10 protein-coding genes are annotated in these 16,700 nt (G+C 71.9%); 3 read left to right on the top strand and 7 right to left on the bottom strand.

Annotated features, from left to right (window positions below; genetic code table 11):
* Positions 1 to 21: 21 nt before the first annotated feature.
* On the bottom strand, positions 22 to 2,535 hold the full coding sequence (locus ACGFRG_RS05050; RefSeq protein WP_393261412.1) for a DEAD/DEAH box helicase: 2,514 nt from the start codon (positions 2,533 to 2,535) through the stop codon (positions 22 to 24).
* 123 nt (positions 2,536 to 2,658) lie between these two features.
* Between ACGFRG_RS05050 and ACGFRG_RS05045 the strand changes: the two genes are divergently transcribed.
* Positions 2,659 to 3,450: a metal-dependent hydrolase gene (locus tag ACGFRG_RS05045; protein WP_361426890.1), complete on the top strand. Its 792-nt coding sequence runs from the start codon at positions 2,659 to 2,661 to the stop codon at positions 3,448 to 3,450.
* A 23-nt stretch (positions 3,451 to 3,473) separates the two neighbouring features.
* On the opposite strand, the gene ACGFRG_RS05040 is transcribed toward ACGFRG_RS05045, so the two are convergent.
* Genes ACGFRG_RS05040 through ACGFRG_RS05030 form a run of 3 tightly spaced genes read right to left on the bottom strand, consistent with a single transcriptional unit; the run spans position 3,474 to position 7,688 of the window.
* Positions 3,474 to 4,043, bottom strand: a complete 570-nt coding sequence (locus ACGFRG_RS05040; protein ID WP_393261410.1) for a hypothetical protein — start codon at positions 4,041 to 4,043, stop codon at positions 3,474 to 3,476.
* A gap of 4 nt (positions 4,044 to 4,047) precedes the next feature.
* The gene (locus tag ACGFRG_RS05035; protein WP_361426885.1) at positions 4,048 to 5,829 is read right to left on the bottom strand and encodes an ABC transporter ATP-binding protein; all 1,782 of its coding nucleotides are present in this window, start codon (positions 5,827 to 5,829) and stop codon (positions 4,048 to 4,050) included.
* Complete coding sequence (locus ACGFRG_RS05030) at positions 5,826 to 7,688, bottom strand: ABC transporter transmembrane domain-containing protein (protein ID WP_393261408.1); 1,863 nt, start codon at positions 7,686 to 7,688, stop codon at positions 5,826 to 5,828. The genes ACGFRG_RS05035 and ACGFRG_RS05030 overlap by 4 nt, the downstream gene beginning before the upstream one ends.
* A 207-nt stretch (positions 7,689 to 7,895) precedes the next feature.
* On the opposite strand from ACGFRG_RS05030, the gene ACGFRG_RS05025 reads away from it, so the two are divergent.
* The gene (locus ACGFRG_RS05025; protein ID WP_393261406.1) at positions 7,896 to 9,509 is read left to right on the top strand and encodes a peptide-N4-asparagine amidase; all 1,614 of its coding nucleotides are present in this window, start codon (positions 7,896 to 7,898) and stop codon (positions 9,507 to 9,509) included.
* Between the two features lie 63 nt (positions 9,510 to 9,572).
* On the opposite strand, the gene ACGFRG_RS05020 is transcribed toward ACGFRG_RS05025, so the two are convergent.
* The 3 genes from ACGFRG_RS05020 to ACGFRG_RS05010 all read right to left on the bottom strand — a co-directional run bounded on the left by ACGFRG_RS05020 (position 9,573) and on the right by ACGFRG_RS05010 (position 14,707).
* A complete protein-coding gene (locus ACGFRG_RS05020) occupies positions 9,573 to 11,006 on the bottom strand; it encodes a Gfo/Idh/MocA family protein (RefSeq protein WP_393261404.1) in 1,434 nt (477 codons plus the stop codon).
* Positions 11,007 to 11,289: 283 nt separating this feature from the next.
* A complete protein-coding gene (locus ACGFRG_RS05015) occupies positions 11,290 to 14,250 on the bottom strand; it encodes an FAD-binding and (Fe-S)-binding domain-containing protein (RefSeq protein ID WP_393261402.1) in 2,961 nt (986 codons plus the stop codon).
* 13 nt (positions 14,251 to 14,263) lie between these two features.
* On the bottom strand, positions 14,264 to 14,707 hold the full coding sequence (locus tag ACGFRG_RS05010; RefSeq protein ID WP_393261400.1) for a MarR family winged helix-turn-helix transcriptional regulator: 444 nt from the start codon (positions 14,705 to 14,707) through the stop codon (positions 14,264 to 14,266).
* Between the two features lie 149 nt (positions 14,708 to 14,856).
* On the opposite strand from ACGFRG_RS05010, the gene ACGFRG_RS05005 reads away from it, so the two are divergent.
* Positions 14,857 to 16,668: an ABC transporter ATP-binding protein gene (locus ACGFRG_RS05005; RefSeq protein ID WP_393261398.1), complete on the top strand. Its 1,812-nt coding sequence runs from the start codon at positions 14,857 to 14,859 to the stop codon at positions 16,666 to 16,668.
* Positions 16,669 to 16,700 lie beyond the last annotated feature (32 nt).

Raw genomic sequence — 16,700 nt, 5'->3', positions numbered from 1 at the left:
CTCTCGCAGTCGGAGCCGGGCTCAGAGCTCGCCGACGTCGGTGACGCGCACCACCGCGCGGCCCTCTTCGTCGGAGGCCGCCAGATCGACCTCCGCGCTGATGCCCCAGCCATGGTCGCCGTTCGGGTCGGCGAACGTCTGCCGGACGCGCCACAGGCCGTGCGCCGCGTCCTCCTCGATCGCCAGCAGCTTCGGGCCGCGCGCGTCGGGGCCGGTGCCCAGGTCCTCGTACTCGTCCCAGTACTTGTCCATCGCCTCGCCCCAGGCGTCCGCGTCCCAGCCGGACTCGGCGTCCAGCTCGCCGAGCGCGTCCACGTTGTCGAGCGCGGCCAGCTCCACCCGGCGGAACATCGCGTTGCGCACCAGGACCCGGAAGGCGCGGGCGTTCGCGGTGACCGGCTTGACCTCGTCGGCCTTCTCCTGGGCCTGCTCGGCGGTCTCGATCTCGGGGTTGGCCAGCTGCTCCCACTCGTCCAGGAGGCTGGAGTCGACCTGGCGGACCATCTCGCCGAGCCAGGCGATGAGGTCTTCCAGGTCCTCGGTCTTCAGGTCGTCGGGGATGGTGTGGTCGAGCGCCTTGTACGCGCCGGCCAGATAGCGCAGGACGATGCCCTCGGTGCGCGCCAGCTCGTACCAGGAGGTGAACTCGGTGAAGGTGAGCGCCCGTTCGTACATGTCACGGATGACCGACTTCGGCGAGACCGGGTGGTCGCCGACCCACGGGTGCGACTTCTTGTAGACGTTGTACGCGTGCCACAGCAGCTCTTCCAGCGGCTTCGGGTACGAGATGTCCTGGAGCCGCTCCATGCGCTCCTCGTACTCGACGCCGTCCGCCTTCATCTGCCCCACGGCCTCGCCGCGCGCCTTGTTCTGCATGGCGGCGAGGATCTGGCGCGGGTCGTCCAGGGTCGACTCGACGACCGAGACCATGTCGAGCGCGTACGAGGGCGACTCCGGGTCGAGCAGGTCGAAGGCCGCGAGCGCGAACGTGGACAGCGGCTGGTTGAGCGCGAAGTCCTGCTGGAGGTCGACGGTGAGGCGGATGGTGCGGCCCTCGGCGTCCGGCGTCTCCAGTTGCTCCACCACACCGCCGTCGAGCAGCGAGCGGTAGATGGCGATGGCGCGGCGGATGTGCCGCAGCTGCGCCTTGCGCGGCTCGTGGTTGTCCTCCAGGAGGCGGCGCATCGCCTCGAAGGCGTTGCCGGGCCGGGCGATCACCGAGAGCAGCATGATGTTGGTGACCCGGAAACGCGAGGTCAGCGGCTCGGGATCGGCGGCGATCAGCTTCTCGAAGGTCGTGTCCGACCAGGCGACGAAGCCCTCGGGGGCCTTCTTGCGGACCACCTTGCGGCGCTTCTTCGGGTCGTCGCCCGCCTTGGCGAGCGCCTTTTCGTTCTCGATGACGTGCTCGGGCGCCTGGGCGACCACGAACCCGGCGGTGTCGAACCCGGCCCGCCCGGCCCGGCCCGCGATCTGGTGGAACTCACGGGCGCGCAGGGTGCGCACCCGGTTGCCGTCGTACTTGGTGAGGGCGGTGAACAGCACCGTCCGGATGGGGACGTTGACGCCCACGCCGAGGGTGTCCGTACCGCAGATCACCTTCAAAAGGCCGGCCTGCGCCAGCTTCTCCACCAGGCGGCGGTACTTGGGCAGCATGCCCGCGTGGTGCACACCGATGCCGTGGCGTACATAACGGGAGAGGTTCTGGCCGAACTTGGTGGTGAAGCGGAAGTTGCCGATCAGGTCGGCGATCGCGTCCTTCTCCTCGCGCGTGCACATGTTGATCGACATGAGCGACTGCGCCCGCTCGACCGCCTGGGCCTGGGTGAAGTGCACGATGTAGACGGGCGACTGCCGGGTCTCCAGGAGCTCGGTCAGCGTCTCGGTGATCGGCGTGGTGACGTACTCGTACGAGAGCGGGACCGGGCGGGTCGCCGAGCGGACCACCGCGGTCTCGCGGCCGGTGCGGCGGGTCAGGTCCTTCTCGAACATCGAGACGTCGCCGAGCGTCGCCGACATCAGGACGAACTGCGCCTGCGGGAGCTCCAGGATCGGGATCTGCCAGGCCCAGCCGCGGTCCGCCTCGGCGTAGAAGTGGAACTCGTCCATCACGACCTGGCCGATGTCGGCGTGCTTGCCGTCGCGCAGCGCGATGGAGGCGAGGACCTCGGCGGTGCAGCAGATGACGGGGGCGTCCGCGTTCACGGACGCGTCGCCGGTCAGCATGCCGACGTTCTCGGTGCCGAAGAGCTTGCAGAGGTCGAAGAACTTCTCCGAGACCAGCGCCTTGATCGGCGCGGTGTAGAAGGTGACCTCGTCCCGGGCCAGCGCCGCGAAGTGCGCACCGGCCGCCACCAGGCTCTTTCCCGATCCGGTGGGGGTCGAAAGGATCACGTTCGCGCCCGAGACCACCTCGATCAGCGCCTCCTCCTGGGCCGGGTACAGGGAGATACCCCGCTCCTCGGCCCAGGTGGAGAAGGCCTCGAAAAGGGCATCGGGGTCGGCACTCGGCGGCAGCTGATCGATAAGGGTCACGCCCCCATCTTGCCTGGCTTGACCGCGTAAGAGGGAACCGGAGGAGGGGCAAGAAGATCATGAACGATAGGCTGGCCCGTCAACTGGGCCACGGGACAACAGGAAATGGGGCGGGGCACGGTCATGATGGGACCTGCGCACTCACTGTCAGGAGCGGCAGCCTGGCTGGGGGTGGGGGCCGCGGCCGCGGCCGCGGGGCACGCCATGCCCTGGCCGGTGCTCGTCGTCGGTGCGCTGATCAGCGCCGGGGCGGCGCTCGCGCCCGACCTCGACCACAAGTCCGCGACCATATCGCGCGCCTTCGGACCGGTCTCCCGGGCGCTGTGCGGCGTCGTCGACGACCTCTCGCACGCCGTCTACAAGGCGACCAGGGGCCCCGGCGACCCGCGCCGCAACGGCGGCCACCGCACGCTCACCCACACCTGGCTGTGGGCGGTCCTGATCGGGGCGGGCGCCTCGGCGGCGGCGATGTTCGGCGGCCGCTGGGCGGTGCTCGGCATCCTCTTCGTCCATGTGGTGCTCGCCGTGGAGGGTCTGCTGTGGCGGGCCGCCCGGATGTCCAGCGACGTCCTGGTGTGGCTGCTCGGCGCGGCCGGTGCCTGGATCATGGCCGGGGTCCTGGACAAGCCGGGCAACGGCTCGCACTGGCTCTTCACCGGCTCCGGCCAGGAGTACCTGTGGCTCGGCCTGCCGATCGTGCTGGGCGCCCTGGTCCACGACATCGGTGACGCCCTGACCGTCTCGGGCTGCCCGATCCTGTGGCCGATCCCGCTGGGCCGCAAGCGCTGGTACCCCCTGGGCCCGCCGAAGGCGATGCGCTTCAGGGCCGGCAGCTGGGTGGAGCTGAAGGTACTGATGCCGGCGTTCATGGTGCTGGGCGGGATAGGGGCGGCGGGAGCCCTGGACTTCATCTAGTCCCAGGTTCCGTACGGCCCCGCTCAGGAGCCCCAGCCGTCGTCCGGGGTGCCCGGCGCGATCGGCGGGCACTCGTGCGCCGCCGCGGCGGCCACGATCTTGTTGAGCACCGGGGTGCGCAGCGGGATCTCCTGACGGGTCTCGCGGCAGTACTTTTCGGTGGCGAAGACGAGCTCGACGCGGCCCCCGTCCGGCTCGGTGACCACCGTGCGCTGCGGCAGGCCCGGGTAGTCGTCCGGGCGCCACGCGACACCCGCCGCGTCCAGCGCGGGCACGATCATCCCGTACGTGAGCGGCGGCACCCGGCGCAGCCGGTCCGGCCGGTCCCCGGGGACCAGGCACCTGCGGTGCCAGGTCGGGACGATGATCATGTCGATCCGGCGGCAGCGGCACACGCACAGCTCCACGTCTCCGTAGCCGAACCAGTGCGGCCACCGCCGCTTGTGGTGCACCCGCACGCCCGTCCACGGCGTGCCGTGCACGGCGGCGACCTCCTGGAGGGAGGCGCCGCCGTACAGCGCGCCCAGGCGGCCGGTGCGGGCGAACTCGACGAAGGCGTCGACGTGTGGACGCCGCTTGCTCCTGCGTGCCATGCCGTCACCCGTGCCAGGAGCGCCACAGTGCCGCGTACGCGCCGTCCGCCGCGACCAGGGCGTCGTGGCTGCCCAGCTCGCTGATGCGGCCGTTCTCGACCACCGCGATGACGTCCGCGTCGTGCGCGGTGTGCAGGCGGTGGGCGATCGCCACGACCGTGCGGCCGTCGAGCACCCGGGCCAGTGAGCGCTCCAGGTGCCGGGCGGCGCGCGGGTCGAGCAGCGAGGTCGCCTCGTCCAGGACCAGCGTGTGCGGGTCCGCGAGGACCAGGCGCGCCAGTGCGATCTGCTGGGCCTGGGCCGGGGTGAGGGCGAGTCCGCCGGAGCCGACCTCGGTGGCGAGGCCGTCGTCGAGGGCCCGCGCCCAGCCGTCGGCGTCGACCGCGCCGAGCGCCGCCCACAGCTCCGCGTCCTGGGCGCCCGTCCTCGCGAGCAGCAGGTTGTCCCGCAGCGAGCCCACGAACACATGGTGTTCCTGGTTGACCAGAGCCACATGCTCGCGCACCCGCTCCGCCGGCATCCGGGACAGCTCGGCGGCGCCCAGGGTGACCCGGCCCTCGCGCGGGGCGTAGATCCCCGCGAGCAGCCGGCCGAGCGTGGACTTGCCCGCCCCGGACGGCCCGACCAGGGCGAGCCGGGTGCCCGGTGCCACCGAAAGGGACACCTCGTGCAGCACGTCGACGCCCTCGCGGTAGCCGAACCGCACGTCGTCGGCCTCGACGTCCCGGCCGTCCGGCCGCACCCCGGCGTCGCCCGCGTCCGGCTCGATGTCGCGGACGCCGACGAGCCGGGCCAGCGAGACCTGGGCCACCTGCAGCTCGTCGTACCAGCGCAGGATGAGTCCGACCGGCTCGACCATCATCAGGGCGAGCAGCGCGCCCGTGGTCAACTGCCCGGGCGTCATCCAGTCGTTGAGGACGAACGACCCGCCGATCATCAGGACCGCCAGCAGGATGGTGGTGTGCGTGAGGTTGATGACCGGGAAGAAGACCGACCGCAGCCACAGCGTGTACCGCTCCCAGGCCGTCCACTGCGTGATCCGCCGGTCGGACAGCTCGACCCGGCGGGCACCGAGGCGGTGCGCCTCGATGGTCCGGCCCGCGTCGACGGTCTCGGCGAGCACGGCCGCGACCGCCGCGTAACCGGCCGCCTCCGAGCGGTACGCCGAGGGCGCCCGCTTGAAGTACCAGCGGCACCCCACCACCAGCAGCGGCGCCGCGACCAGCACCGCGAGGGCCAGCGGCGGCGCGGTGACCCCGAGCGCGCCGATCAGCAGCAGCGTCCACACCACACCGATGGCCAGCTGCGGCACGGCCTCCCGCATCGCGTTCGCCAGCCGGTCGATGTCCGTGGTGATCCGCGACAGCAGATCGCCGGTGCCCGCGCGCTCCAGGACGCCCGGCGGCAGCCCGACCGAGCGCACCAGGAAGTCCTCGCGCAGATCGGCCAGCATCTCCTCGCCGAGCATGCTCCCGCGCAGCCGTACCATCCGGGTGAACACGGTCTGCACCAGCAGCGCACCCGCGAACAGGGCGGCGGTGCGCTCCAGATGGAGCTCCCGCACATCGTGCGACAGGTCCTCGACGACGGAGCCGAGCAGGTACGGGCCGACCATCGAGGCGATCACGGCGACCGCGTTGACCCCGACGAGCAGCGCGAACGCCTTGCGGTGACGCCGCATCAGCTCACGTACGTATCCGCGCACCGTCGCCGGGGTGCCGACGGGCAGGGTGGTGGCCGACTCCGGGGCCGCCGGGTCGTACTCGGGTGCCGCCACGCCGATCATGCCGTCTCCTCCCACTTCTCCAGGGTCTTCTCGTCCCGCGCCGACTCGTCCGTCTCGCGGGTGACCACCGCCCGGTAGCGGTCGTCGGTGTGCAGCAGCTCGCGGTGCACGCCCACCGACGCCACCTCGCCGTCGTGCACGAACACCACCCGCTCGGCCAGGTCGAGCAGCAGCGGCGACGACGAGAACACGACCGTCGTGCGGCCCGTCCGCAGGTGCTTGACGCCCGCCGCGACCCGCGCCTCGGTGTGCGAGTCGACCGCCGAGGTCGGCTCGTCGAGCACCAGCACCTCCGGGTCGGTCACCAATGACCGCGCCAGGGCGAGGCGTTGGCGCTGTCCGCCGGACAGCGACCGGCCGCGCTCGGTGATCCGGGTCCGCATCGGGTCGCCGTCGGTGTCCACCGACGCCTGGGCCAGCGCGTCCAGGACGTCCCCGCACTGCGCCGCCGTCAGCGCCTCGTCGGCCGTGACCTGCCCGGACGACGGCACGTCGAGCAGTTCGCGGAGCGTGCCCGAGAGCAGTACCGGGTCCTTGTCCTGGACCAGGACCGCGGTACGCGCCCCGTCGAGCGGCAGTTCGTCGAGCGCGACCCCGCCGAGCAGCGCGGACGCCGTGCCGTTCGCCTCTGCGGCGTGGCCGCCCAGCCGCTCGGCCAGCCGTCCGGCCGCGTCCGGGTCGCCGCACACGACGGCCGTGAACCGGCCCTTGGGCGCGAGCAGCCCGGTCGCCGGGTCGTAGAGATCCCCGGAGGGGATCGCGGTCGTCCGGGACGACACCCCCGTAGCCGTCCCGGACGACTCCTCCACCGCCTGCGTCATCGTCCCGGACGACACCCCCGTGTTCGTCCCGGACGGTCCCGCGACCCGTCGCAGCGCCAGCACGCGCGCGGCGCGCTTGGCGGAGGGCCGCGAGAAGGAGTACGCCATGGCGATCTCCTCGAAGTGGCTCAGCGGGAAGAGCATCAGGGTCACCGCGCTGTAGACGGTGACCAGTTCGCCGACCGTGATCCGGCCGTCGCGGGCGAGCACCGCCCCGTAGCAGACCACCGTGATCATCAGGATGCCGGGCAGCAGCACCTGCACGGCCGAGATCAGCGACCACATGCGGGCGCTGCGCACGGCGGCCTCGCGGACCTCCTGGGAGGCCTCGCGATAGCGGCCGAGGAACAGCTCCTCGCCGCCGATGCCGCGCAGTACCCGCAGCCCGGCCACGGTGTCCGAGGCCAACTCGGTGGCCCGGCCCGCCTTTTCGCGCTGGATGTCCGCGCGCTTGGTGGCGCGCGGCAGCAGCGGCAGTGCGGCCAGGGCCAGCACCGGCACGCCGATCGCGACCACGACGCCGAGCGCGGGCTGGTAGATCACCAGCGCGACGCAGACGATCACCAGCGTGGTGGCGGCCGCCGCGAACCGCGACAGGGCCTCCACGAACCAGCCGATCTTCTCCACGTCACCCGTGGAGACCGCGACGACCTCGCCGGCGGCGACCCGGTGCGTGAGCACCGAACCGAGCTCGGCGGTCTTGCGGGCGAGCAGCTGCTGGACGCGGGCGGCGGCCGTGATCCAGTTGGTGACGGCCGTGCGGTGCAGCATCGTGTCACCGACGGCGATGGCCGCGGCGAGCAGCACGATCAGGCCGCCCGCGAGCGCCAGACGCGCCCCGGAGCGGTCGATGACGGCCTGTACGGCCACGCCCACGCCGAGCGGCAGCCCGGCGATGCCGCACTGGTGCAGCAGCCCCCAGGCCAGTGACTTGAGCTGCCCGCCGAGCTGGCCCAGGCCCAGCCAGAGCAGGAACCGGGGACCCGAGCGGACGTCCGGTTCGCCTGGATCCGTGTAAGGAAGATCGCGAATCTGCATGACGTCCCAAGGGTCGGAAACAGCGGCTGGATGAGCCGCGGAAACGGGTTCGGAAAGGATGGCCGAATGAGTGGGTGATTCCGATCAAGGTTCGCCTTTCCGGACACCAGGAAGCAATCGAATTTCCGGTCCGCGGGGCCGGAACGCGCCAAGGTCCGCGGTTCACCTCTGGCGCCGAGGCCCCCTCACGCGCTTCACTCCTGACGCATGAGACGACTGAGGATCATGTCCATGATCGGTGGGTTGGCGCTCGCGGCGGGGACGCTGCTGGGCGCCGGACCGGCCGCGGCGGCCGCACAGCCGCCCGAGCCGCCCGCCGAGTTCGGCACCGACTGGCACGACCCCATCACCGCCGCGCCGCCGGTCGCGACCCCGCACACCACGTCCTGCCGAGTCACCCTCGCCGAGGCGCAGTTCCGCGACTTCACGCCGTACAAGAACTCCTATACGCCCCCCAAGGGGTGCGGCGACCGGTGGAGCAAGGTGGTGCTGCGGCTCGACGGCAAGGTCAAGGGCCGTCAGTACGACCGCCTCGGCTACCTCCATGTCGGCGGCGTCGAGGTGCTGCGCACCTCCACCCCCGAGCCGTCGCCGGACGGCATCGCCTGGAACGTGGAGAAGGACGTCACCCGCTACAGCGATACGTTCCGCTCCGCGCAGCCCGTCGAGATGCTGATCGGCAACGTCGTCGACAGCACGTACACCGGTGTCATCGACGTCAAGGTCACGCTGACGTTCTATGCCGCCGAGGGCCGCGTCAAGCCCGCCCCGGCCCCCGACAAGGTGCTCCCGCTCGACGGCGACCGGCTCACCACCCCGCGCAACTCCGAGCGGATAGTCGCCGAGGTGTACGCGACCGGGTCGGGCGGCGGGTGCGAGGAGTTCTGGTACCTGGCCGTGCCGGAGCCCGCGCCGTACTCCTGCAAGGCGCCCGCGGGCCCCAACCGCGAGGTGCGGATCAAGGTCGACGGCCAACTCGCCGGAATAGCCGCCCCGTTCCCCAACGTGTGGACCGGCGGCTGGTCGGACCCCTTCCTCTGGTACGTCGTCCCGGCGCCCCACGCCTTCGACGTACGGCCCGTCGAGTACGACCTGACGCCGTACGCGGCGCTGCTCAATGACGGCCGTGAGCACCGCGTGGAGGTGTCCGTGGCGGGCGTGCCCGAGGGGCAGTCCGGCTGGTCGACGCCGACGAACGTGATGGTGTGGCAGGACAAGGGAAGCGAGGTCGTCACCGGCGCGCTCACCCGCCACGACGAGGGCGCCCCGGCCGCGACCACGACGTACACGCCGGGTGCGGAACTCCGCCTCGACGCCACGGCGGGCCACCGGCTGACGACCGCCGGGTATCTGAACACCTCGCACGGCCGCGTCACGACCACGGTCGCCCGGACCGTCGCCGCCGAGTCGGTCCACCGGTGGACCGAGGGCGAGAACACCGATGCGCTGAAGGGCAGTTGGACCGATGACAGCGCGGTCACCACGGACGGGCGCGGCCCGGCCGTCACGGCCCGCGTCGACCGGACGTACACGATGGACGGCACCACGACCATCGGCACGGACAACCGGCTGCGTACGGTGATCACCCTCGGGGACCGGGCGGAGAGCGCCACCGCGCGCGGCGGGCACGCCACCGCCTGGTCGCACCTGGACGACACCTATCGGGGCGATGCCTCCTGGACGATGAACGTGCCGCGCGATCAGCGGCACGCCACCGGCACCTCCGCCGAGCGCTACCGCCTGTACGGCTCCGACGGCTGCTACGACCGGAGCCTGAAGACCGTCCAGGGCACCCTCACCGAGGACCTGCGGCGCTGCTGAGCTGCTGAGTGCTGAGCGAACTATTGCGCGGGGCCCGTGCCGTAGGGCGGCGGGCCCCGCCTCTCAGGCTTCCCGGGGCTTCTCGGAGTCCATCCCGGGGCGGGACTTGTGCCATTCGCCCCGGGTGAAGTCGGGGATCTGCTGGGGCATGCCCTTCGCCTTGACGGACTGGTTGCTCAGGGGCACGGGCGCCGACCAGGTGGCGGCGTCGTACACGTCGAAGTCCGGGACGAGACCGAGCCGGATGCACTGCATCAGCCGGAACACCAGCATGTAGTCCATGCCACCGTGGCCGCCGGGCGGGTTGGCGTGCTCCTTCCAGAGCCAGTGGTCCCAGTCGGTGTACTTCGAGAAGTCGCCCCAGTTGTCGTCGTGCTGGTCCGGCTCGATGTAGATCCGCTCCGGGTAGTCCTCGAAGAGGCCCTTGGTGCCGCCGAGGCTGTTGATCCGGCTGTACGGGTGGGGCGTCGACACATCGTGCTCCAGCCGGATCACCCGGCCCTTCGCCGTCTGGATCAGGCTGATCGTGCGGTCGCTCTCGATGTACGACTCCTTGTAGCTCGGATCGCCCGCCGGCATGTGCGCGGCGCGGTACTCGGCGAGTCCGAGCGTGGGCGAGCCGACGCTGACGATGGACACCACGCGGTCACCGCGGTTGATGTCCATGTAGTTGGCGACCGGGCCGAAGCCATGGGTGGGGTAGAGGTCCCCGCGCATCCGGGTGTGCCACAGCCGCCGCCAGGGGCCCTCGTAGTACTTCGGGTCGAACATCAGGCCGCGCAGATCGTGGATGTACGCGCCCGCGCCGTGCAGCAGTTGGCCGAACTTCCCGGCGTGTGCCATCCGCAGCACACGCATCTCGTTTCTGCCGTAACAGCAGTTCTCCAGCTGCATGCAGTGGCGTCTGGTGCGCTCGGAGAGGTCGACGAGCTCCCACAGCTGGTCCAGGTGCATCGAGGCGGGACACTCCACGCCCGCGTGGACGCCCGCGAGGAGCGCGGCCTTGGTGATCTCGAAGTGCGAGTCCCAGGGCGTGGCGATGTGCACGAAGTCGATGTCGCCCCGTCTGAGCAGGTGTTCGTAGTCGTGCTCGCCGTGCATGTAGAGCGCGGGCGCGGGCTGACCGGCGGCGGTCACCTTCGCGGCGGCGCTCCGGGTCTTGGCCTTCACCGGGTCGCAGAGCGCCACGACCCGCACACCGGGCACGTCGAGATAGAGGTCGATCATGCTGCCGCCGCGGTTGCCGAGTCCGATGAGTCCGACCCGGACCGTGGAGCGCCGCTGGAACGGCACGCCGATCATGGACCGGCCCTGGCGCTTCGGCGCGGGGGCCTCGTGGGCGGCCTCGGGGGCCTGCGCCGCGATGCCCGTGCGCTCGGCGGCGGCGGCGCTGCCCGCGCCGAGCCCGCCGATGCCGAGCCCGGCCCCGGCGGCCCCCGCGGCGCCCAGGACGGAGCGTCGGCTGATGTCGTGGTTCTGCGGAGCTGCGTCGTTCATCGAGTCTCCAGGGAAGAGAGCGAGTCTCCGGAATGAAGGAGCTGATTTCTGCGCGGCGTTACCTGAACCTCGGTAAGGACCATGGTTGTTGGGGCTGCTGCCGCGCAAGGGGGCCTGTCGACGCCAGGGGCAGCCCCGGGGAGGTACACCGCTGCACGACGTCACGGTACGTCCGGATCCGTCCGGGGCGTGGGAGGCGTGGGGGAGTGGCGCGGCCGGGTCACTGACGATACGTCAGGCGTACGTCACGACGGGTCGGGGCGTCCGCCGGATGCGGGTCGGTTCAGCTGCGGCGCAGGTATTCCGGCCCCGGCCTGGTGGCCCGTTCGAGCTCCAGGAGCACCGAGACATAACCGTGGCCCGTCGCCCGCTCCATGCCGATCTCGCACATCCGGTTGGCCGAGAGGTACGCGTCGAAATGACGGCCTGTCAGCTCCGCGGCCTCGCGCGCGGTGGCCGACCCCGTGAGCTCCTGGTGCAGCATCCCCCGGTCGCCCGCGAAGGCGCAGCACCCGGCGTCGTGCGGCACCACGACCTCGTCGGCGCACGCCTCGGCGACGGCCCGCAGCTGCGGCTCGTCGCCCAAATGCCGCATGGAGCAGGTCGGGTGGAGCACCGCTGAGCGGGCCCTGCGCAGCACGGTGAGCCGGGGCAGCAGCTCCTCGGCGGCCCAGACCACGGAGTCGACGACCGTCAGCGCGGCGTGCAACTCCCGGTTGTCGTCGGTGAGATACGGCACCACCTCGCGCGCGATGCCGAGCGTGCAGGACGAGGCGTCGACGACCAGCGGGAGTGTGCCGCCCGCCGTCCAGCCCCAGGCGGCCTCGACGATCTTGTTGGCCATCACCGCGTTGCCCTCGGCGTACCCCTTCGAGTGCCAGATGGTGGCGCAGCAGGTGCCCGGCACGTCGTCGGGGATCCATACGGGCCGCCGCGCGCGCGTGGCGAGCGCCACCAGGGCCTGCGGCAGCGACGGGCCCCGGTGCCCCTCGGGTTCGCCGAAGATCCGGTTGACGCACGCCGGGTAGTAGACGGCCACCGCGCCCACCCGACGCGTACGCGGCAGGGTGCGGGCGGCCGCTCCCGGGATCTCGGGCAGCCACTCGGGCACCAGATCGGGGCGGACGGCCCGGCGGGCGAGGCCCGTCACGCGCGCGAGGGCGCGGTCACCGAGGCGGTCGCCGATGGTGCGCGCCGCCGCGACCGCGAGGCGCGCCGAGGACTCGACGGCTGTGAAGTGACGGGCGGCGAGAGCCGCGGCGCGCTCCTCGCGCGCGCTGTGCCGCCGATGGCGCAACTCCCGCATCAGGGCGCCGGTGTCGATGCCCACCGGGCAGTCGAGCGCACAGGTCGAGTCGCCCGCGCAGGTGTCCACCGCGTCATAGCCGTATGCGTCGAGCAGCGCCTCCTCGACGGGCGAGCCGACGGGCTGCCGCGTCATCTCCCGCCGCAGCACGATCCGTTGGCGCGGTGTGGTGGTCAGGTCGCGGCTGGGGCAGGTCGGCTCGCAGAAGCCGCACTCGATGCACGGGTCGCCGCCCGCCTCGATCCTCGGGATGGTCTTGAGGCCGCGCAGATGGGCCTGTGGGTCGCGGTCGAGGACGATCCGGGGCGCGAGCACCCCGTCCGGGTCGATGACCTGCTTGGTCCGCCACATCAGCTCGGTGGCCTTCGGCCCCCACTCCAGCTCCAGGAACGGCGCGATGTTGCGGCCGGTGGCGTGCTCGGCCTTGAGCGAGCCGTCGAAGCGCTCCACGGTCAGTCGGCAGAACGCGTCCATGAAGGCGGCGTAGCGGGCCACGTCGTCGGGTCGGGAGGCGTCGAAGGCGAGCAGGAAGTGCAGGTTGCCGTGGGCCGCGTGCCCGGCGACGGCGGCGTCGAAGCCGTGCTCCCGCTGGAGCGCGAGCAGCGCCTCGCAGGCCTCGGCGAGCCGGGCAGGGGGCACCGCGAAGTCCTCGGTGATCAGGGTCGTACCGGCCGGCCGGGCGCCGCCCACCGCCGCCACGAACGCCTTGCGGGCCTTCCAGTACCCGGCGATCGTGCGCGCGTCGCGGGTGAACTCATTGGTCACCGAGGCGACGGGCGCGACCAGTTCGAGCCCGGCCAGCACTTCGGCCGCCGCCCGCTCGTACGCCGTGCGGCCCTTCTCGTCGGCGGCGCGGAACTCCACGAGCAGCGCCGCCGTCTCCTTGGGCAGCGCCGCCCAGTCCGCCGGCACGCCCGCGACGCTGACCGAGGCGCGCAGGGTGTTGCCGTCGATCAGCTCGACGGCGAGCGCCCCGGCCCGGCCGAAGAGCGGCACGGCGGCCGCGGCGGCCGGGAGCGTGGGGAAGAAGAGCAGCGCCGTGCAGAGTTCGCGCTCCAGCGGCACGGTGTCGAAGACGGCCTCGGAGATGAAGCCGAACGTGCCCTCGGAGCCGACCATCAGGCCGCGCAGGATCTCCGCCGGCGTCGAACCGTCCAGGAAGGCGTCGAGCCGGTAGCCGTTGGTGTTCTTGATCTCGTACTTGGCCCGGATCCGGGCCGTCAGCTCCGGGTCCGCCTCGATCTCCGCCTTGAGCGCCAGCAGGCCCGCGCAGAGCCGGGGTTCGGCGTGCCGCAGATCCTCGTCGGCGCGCGGATCGCCGGTGTCGACGACGGTGCCGCCCGGCAGGACGAAGGTGAGCGAGGCGAGCGTCCGGTACGAGTTGCGGGTGGTGCCCGCCGTCATGCCCGAGGCGTTGTTGGCGACGACCCCGCCGATGGTGCAGGCCAGTGCGCTGGCCGGGTCGGGGCCCAGCACGCGCCCGTACCGGGCGAGCGCCGCGTTGGCCCGGGCGACCGTGGTGCCGGGCCGGATCCGGGCGCGGGCGCCGCCGTCCAGGACCTCCACACCTGCCCAGTGGCGGCGCACGTCCACCAGGATGTCCTCGCCCTGCGCCTGCCCGTTGAGGCTGGTCCCGGCCGCGCGGAAGACCACCTCGCGGCCCTTGCCGTGCGCGTACGAGAGCACGGCGGAGACATCGTCGATGTCCTCGGCGACCACCACGACCTGGGGGACGAAGCGGTACGGGCTGGCGTCCGAGGCGTAGCGCACCAGGTCGGAGATCCTCCACAGCACCTTGTCGGCGCCGAGCAGCGCGGTCAGCTCGCCGCGCAGCGGCTCCGGTGTGCCGTCCGCCAGCCGGTCCGGGACGCGGTCGGGGGAGGGGGCGCGCAGCCCCGGGGGTCGCAGTGCTTGCGGCGTCGGCTCCAGGAGCGGCATGCGGCGAATCCCCTCAGCAGCGGCGCTCCGGCACTCCGTCGACCAGAGCGGACAGCAGACCGCCCAGCACCTCGCGCTGGTCGGCGGTCAGGGGCGCCAGGATCTCCTCGGCCGCGCCCCGGCGTGCGCCGCGCAGCGCACGCAGCGTCTGCCGGCCGGTGTCGGTGAGCTCGATCCGCACCACCCGGCGGTTGCTCGGGTCGGGGACCCGGCGCACGTTCCCACTCTCCTCCAGGCCGTCGACCAGGCTGGTCACGGCGCGCGGGACCACCTCCAGACGAGCGGCGAGATCGGTCATGCGGGGCGGCGCCTCGTGGTGCGCCACCATGCGCAGGAGCCGGGACTGGGCGGGGGTGATGCCGACCGGCTCCAGGTGCTGTTTCTGGATGCGGTGCAGTCTGCGCGTGAGCCGGAGCAGCTGTTCGGCCAGCATGCCGTCGGCGTCGGTAGTGCTCATGCGGGAACAATATCAGGACCATGTGCATTGTGAGTATAGGTAACAGTGAGCTATGCTCTGCAAAGTCTTGTCGGTGGCGTCGTCGCGATGGCCGTCACGGCCGCGCTGTCGGCGCCGTCCTGTCGCCTCACCCCTTGTCGAAGGAGCTCATGCACCCCGAAGAATCCTCCTGGACGCCCCCGTCCCGTGACCGCGTTCGCGAGCAGCCGCCCGGGCAGACGCGCCGCATCCTGCGGCTCTTCCGCCCCTACCGCGGCCGCCTCGCCGTCGTGGGCCTGCTCGTCGGCGCGTCCTCGCTCGTCTCGGTCGCCTCGCCGTTCCTGCTGCGCGAGATCCTGGACGTCGCCATTCCGCAGGGCCGCACCGGCCTGCTCAGCCTGCTCGCCCTGGGCATGATCCTCACCGCCGTCGTCAACAGCGTCTTCGGCGTCCTGCAGACGCTGATCTCGACGACCGTCGGCCAGCGCGTCATGCACGACCTGCGCACCGGTGTCTACGCGCAGTTGCAGCGGATGCCGCTCGCCTTCTTCACCAGGACCCGGACCGGTGAGGTCCAGTCCCGCATCGCCAACGACATCGGCGGCATGCAGGCGACCGTGACCTCCACCGCGACCTCCCTCGTCTCCAACCTCACGGCCGTCATCGCCACCGTCGTCGCCATGCTGGCCCTCGACTGGCGCCTGACCGCCGTCTCGCTCCTGCTGCTGCCGGTCTTCGTCTGGATCAGCCGCAAGGTCGGGCGCGAGCGCAAGAAGATCACGACCCAGCGCCAGAAGCAGATGGCCGCGATGGCCGCCGAGGTCACCGAGTCCCTGTCGGTGAGCGGCATCCTGCTCGGCCGCACCATGGGCCGCTCGGACTCGCTGACGAAGTCCTTCGCGGCCGAGTCCGAGCGACTCGTCGACCTCGAAGTGCGCTCCAGCATGGCCGGGCGGTGGCGGATGTCGACCATCGGCATCGTCATGGCCGCCATGCCCGCCGTCATCTACTGGGCCGCGGGGGTGGCCCTCCAGTCGGGCGGGCCCTCGATCTCCATCGGCACGCTGGTCGCCTTCGTCTCGCTCCAGCAGGGCCTGTTCCGGCCCGCCGTGAGCCTGCTTTCCACCGGCGTCCAGATGCAGACCTCGCTCGCGCTGTTCCAGCGCATCTTCGAATACCTCGACCTGCCGGTCGACATCACCGAGGCCGAGCACCCCGTCCGGCTGGAGAAGGTTCGCGGCGAGGTCCGCTTCGAGTCGGTCGACTTCGCGTACGACGAGAAGAGCGGCCCCACGCTGAGTGCGGTCGACGTGACCGTGCCCGCCGGCGGCAGCCTCGCCGTCGTCGGCCCGACCGGCTCCGGCAAGTCCACGCTCAGCTACCTGGTGCCCCGGCTGTACGACGTCACGGGCGGCCGGGTCACCCTGGACGGCGTCGACGTCCGCGACCTGGACTTCGACACCCTCGCGCGCGCGGTCGGCGTGGTCTCGCAGGAGACCTACCTCTTCCACGCCTCCGTCGCCGACAACCTGCGCTTCGCCAAGCCGGACGCCACCGACGAGGAGCTGGAGGCGGCCGCGCGCACGGCCCAGATCCACGACCACATCGCGTCCCTGCCCGACGGCTACGACACCCTGGTCGGCGAGCGCGGCTACCGGTTCTCCGGCGGCGAGAAGCAGCGGCTCGCCATCGCCCGGACGATTCTGCGCGACCCGCCCGTGCTCATCCTCGACGAGGCGACCAGCGCGCTGGACACCCGTACCGAGCACGCGGTGCAGCAGGCCATCGACGCGCTCTCGGCGGGCCGCACCACGCTCACCATCGCGCACCGGCTCTCCACCGTCCGCGACGCCGACCAGATCGTGGTCCTCGACAGCGGCCGCATAGCCGAGCGCGGGACGCACGAGCAACTGCTGGAACAGGACGGCCGGTACGCGGCCCTGGTCCGCCGTGACGCCCGCCTGGCGCCGGTCGCCTCATGACGGTGGGCCGGGCGGGCGACGGTCCTGACCGG

It is taken from the genome of Streptomyces sp. NPDC048696, assembly GCF_043198895.1.
GTDB lineage: Bacteria > Actinomycetota > Actinomycetes > Streptomycetales > Streptomycetaceae > Streptomyces.
The sequence above is the reverse complement of the archived record's forward strand: the minus strand, read 5'-3'. Positions and strand labels throughout refer to the sequence as shown.

Coding starts and splice junctions, on each gene's coding strand:
- ACGFRG_RS05015 (WP_393261402.1), bottom strand. CDS start 14,250: ATGCCGCTCCTGGAGCCGACGCCGCAAGCACTGCGACCCCCGGGGCTG.
- ACGFRG_RS05030 (WP_393261408.1), bottom strand. CDS start 7,688: ATGCAGATTCGCGATCTTCCTTACACGGATCCAGGCGAACCGGACGTC.
- ACGFRG_RS05020 (WP_393261404.1), bottom strand. CDS start 11,006: ATGAACGACGCAGCTCCGCAGAACCACGACATCAGCCGACGCTCCGTC.
- ACGFRG_RS05035 (WP_361426885.1), bottom strand. CDS start 5,829: ATGATCGGCGTGGCGGCACCCGAGTACGACCCGGCGGCCCCGGAGTCG.
- ACGFRG_RS05025 (WP_393261406.1), top strand. CDS start 7,896: ATGAGACGACTGAGGATCATGTCCATGATCGGTGGGTTGGCGCTCGCG.
- ACGFRG_RS05045 (WP_361426890.1), top strand. CDS start 2,659: ATGATGGGACCTGCGCACTCACTGTCAGGAGCGGCAGCCTGGCTGGGG.
- ACGFRG_RS05010 (WP_393261400.1), bottom strand. CDS start 14,707: ATGAGCACTACCGACGCCGACGGCATGCTGGCCGAACAGCTGCTCCGG.
- ACGFRG_RS05005 (WP_393261398.1), top strand. CDS start 14,857: ATGCACCCCGAAGAATCCTCCTGGACGCCCCCGTCCCGTGACCGCGTT.
- ACGFRG_RS05040 (WP_393261410.1), bottom strand. CDS start 4,043: ATGGCACGCAGGAGCAAGCGGCGTCCACACGTCGACGCCTTCGTCGAG.